This window comes from Paraburkholderia sediminicola, assembly GCF_046026855.1.
GTDB classification, from domain to species: Bacteria; Pseudomonadota; Gammaproteobacteria; order Burkholderiales; family Burkholderiaceae; genus Paraburkholderia; species Paraburkholderia sediminicola_A.
In genome coordinates this window covers 1-2,785 of sequence record NZ_JAQQET010000078.1, presented here as the reverse complement: position 1 = coordinate 2,785, position 2,785 = coordinate 1, and the positions used below count along the sequence as shown (strand labels likewise).

The 2,785-nt window shown below is 58.8% G+C and carries 2 protein-coding genes; one reads left to right on the top strand and one right to left on the bottom strand.

Going from position 1 to position 2,785, the window contains the following annotated elements:
• The first annotated feature begins 109 nt into the window (after nucleotides 1-109).
• Entirely contained in the window at nucleotides 110-1,528 is a 1,419-nt protein-coding gene (locus PQR40_RS38835; RefSeq protein WP_408511267.1) for an ISNCY family transposase, read from the top strand.
• A gap of 133 nt (nucleotides 1,529-1,661) precedes the next feature.
• Here PQR40_RS38835 and PQR40_RS38830 read toward each other — a convergent pair whose 3' ends face one another.
• Nucleotides 1,662-1,931 carry a DUF1488 family protein gene (locus tag PQR40_RS38830; protein WP_408511266.1) on the bottom strand — a complete coding sequence of 90 codons (270 nt, stop codon included), beginning with the start codon at nucleotides 1,929-1,931 and terminating at the stop codon, nucleotides 1,662-1,664.
• Nucleotides 1,932-2,785 lie beyond the last annotated feature (854 nt).

The window sequence follows — 2,785 nt, the reverse complement described above, 5'->3', positions numbered from 1 at the left end:
TTGGATTGTAGTGGCTAGACGGTAATGTCCGCTTTTAGCCAAGTTCAGATGTCCGCTTCCAGGCGGCATAAGCTTACCCGGCGTCGATCCTCCGGCGCCGGAGGCTGCGATGGCTGCAACGGACAGGATCACCATGACGATGCGTGAGCTGGACAGGTTCAAGGTCATCCAGTCGGTGGCGGACGATCTTCTCAAGCCGTGGCGCGCTGCACAGCGGCTCGGCCTGACGACGCGACAGATCCGGCGGCTGGTCGCACGTCTGCGTGAAGATGGCCCGGCAGGTCTGGTGTCCGGCCGATGCGCGAAGCCGAGCAACAACCGGCTCGATGCCGGCACTGCGGCTCGCGCGCTGGCGATCATTCGCGAGCGCTATGCCGATTTTGGCCCGACGCTGGCCTGCGAGAAGCTGCGTGAATGTCATGGGCTGCGGTTGGCCAAGGAAACCGTCAGGCGGCTCATGACCGATGCCGGCCTGTGGATTCCACGGCGTCAGCGACCGCCTAAGATCCATCAGTTGCGCAGTCGTCGGGCCTGCGTGGGCGAGCTGGTGCAGATCGACGGCAGCGATCACCGGTGGTTCGAGGAACGGGCGCCGGCGTGCACGCTGCTGGTGTACGTCGACGACGCGACCAGCCGGCTGATGGCGCTGCACTTCACGATCACCGAGTCGACCTTCAGTTACTTCGAGGCGACGCGCGGGTATCTCAGGCAGCATGGCAAACCGGTGGCGTTCTACAGCGACAAGGCAAGCGTATTCCGCTCGACGCAGATCGCGACCACCGGAGGCAAAGGCGTGACACACTTTGGCCGGGCGATGTTCGAGCTGAATATTGACGGGTTGTGCGCTAATTCAAGCCAGGCCAAGGGGCGGGTTGAACGGGCCAACCTGACATTGCAGGACCGCCTGGTGAAGGAACTACGGTTACGTCAGATCGACACGCAGGCAGCCGCCAACGCATACGCACCTCACTTCATCGCCGACTACAACACGCGCTTTGGCAAGGTACCTCGCAGCGCCTTCAACGCTCACCGGCCGCTACGTACAGATGAGAATCTCGACACCATCCTGACGTGGCGCGAACCGCGGCGCGTCACACGCTCGCTGACGTTGCAATACGACCGGGTGATCTACCTGCTTGATGACACGGACGTGACCCGCAGGCTGGTGGGACGCTACATCGATGTGTATGAGTATCCGGACGGTCGCATCGAAATCCGCGCCGACGGCGTCGCCCTTCCCTGCACGCCTTATGACCGGCTCTCGGAGATCAATCAGGGTGCGGTAGTCGAGCACAAGCGGCTGGGTCACGTGCTGCAGGTCGCGCAACTCATTCAGGCCGATCGCGATAACCGTCGCGCGTCAGGCTCGCCGTCACGGACCAATCAGGGGCAGGCGCCGAAACTGAAGGAACGCAGGATCGGCACAAAGAAGCAGCGCGAGATCACTGTTGAGGATCTGAACACCGCGATTGGCAGAACCACGGCCAGCCTCCAGGACCCTGTACTCAAAACCTCGTCAAAGAGATAACAAAGGCACAACTACGACACTTCTACTTTGCTGCCACTACGACACTTCAGAATGGCCTCGACAGGATTTGTCCGTTCTTTTTGTGTTTGTCAGATGCACGCCGACGCGATAGTCATCGTTAGCCAGCGGTCGGTTACCGGACCACGAAGTCGTTGACAGTCAGCCACAGCGGGTCGTCGGGGCGCGCAAGTAATTTTCTTTGTGCGATCGCGACGATGCGGTTGCGGCCGTTTTCAAATGTTTTGAGCGTGCGTGTCGCGTCGGCGCTACGCGGTAGCCAGAAATGCTCTTCGAGTGCGTCACGCGCAATCGCGCCTTCGACCTCGCGGCCGCGGATCGACAGCATGAAAACCACGGCGCGTCCGTCCGGCGAGACGGCGGGCGCGCGATCAAGAACTTCCATGACATACCTCGACAATATCATTCGCGGTCTTTGTATTTGTACTGCGCCGCGCAGCGATAAATCTACCAGAAGTTGAACGCGGCGCAATCATCAATGCCGCAACGGTTCCGCCTCGCCAGGCATCCGTTATCGATAAACGCCAAGCGAGATACGTGCTTGTTATTTTCAGGCGGCCACTGTGCTGCAGACGGGTTTGGGTCTTGTGGCGTACATCATCGGGATAGACGGTTAGTTGCGTAATGAAAATCAGCATTCCTCGTTATGGTGAGCTTTTTCGGGAGCACGCGTGTGCCACCATCTAACGAGTGGTCCGGCCCTACAGTGCGGAAACACCAGTAAGGCTGGTTTACCAGCGAGAACGCAATAGTCGTTTCTGAAGAAGCGTTCGTAGATCACGGCGCGTACCGGTGACGACGTGAATGTAAATCGTGACGTCGCGCACCTCATGTATGACCCGATTCTGGCCATTCAACGCTTCCCGGAAATTCAGACCTCCGAAATCTGAAAGCTCCACCGGAACATAATCGCTCTGCGGGAACTGTCTGATTGCCAAACGTGACGGCCAATTCCGCCGACGTTTGTTTCCACGTCTGAGCACCGAAGCTTTTGAGGATGTAGCGACGCAAATCCTTCGTATCCTCCTGCGCCTCGTCAAGAACCAGGAGCTTGAACTTCGTCTGCCCCATCAGCGGATTTGCTCTTTCCGATCAAGGTCGTCGAGTTCGGTGAGAAACTCGTCGGCATCCTTGAATTTCCCCTGTTCGATGCCCTTCCGGCCTAAGGCCAGAATTTTGAGTAGCGCCAGCGTTTGCTGGGTGTCCTCATAGCTTTGCACGTCCTGAACGACGAGCTTC

Coding starts and splice junctions, on each gene's coding strand:
- PQR40_RS38835 (WP_408511267.1), top strand. CDS start 110: ATGGCTGCAACGGACAGGATCACCATGACGATGCGTGAGCTGGACAGG.
- PQR40_RS38830 (WP_408511266.1), bottom strand. CDS start 1,931: ATGGAAGTTCTTGATCGCGCGCCCGCCGTCTCGCCGGACGGACGCGCC.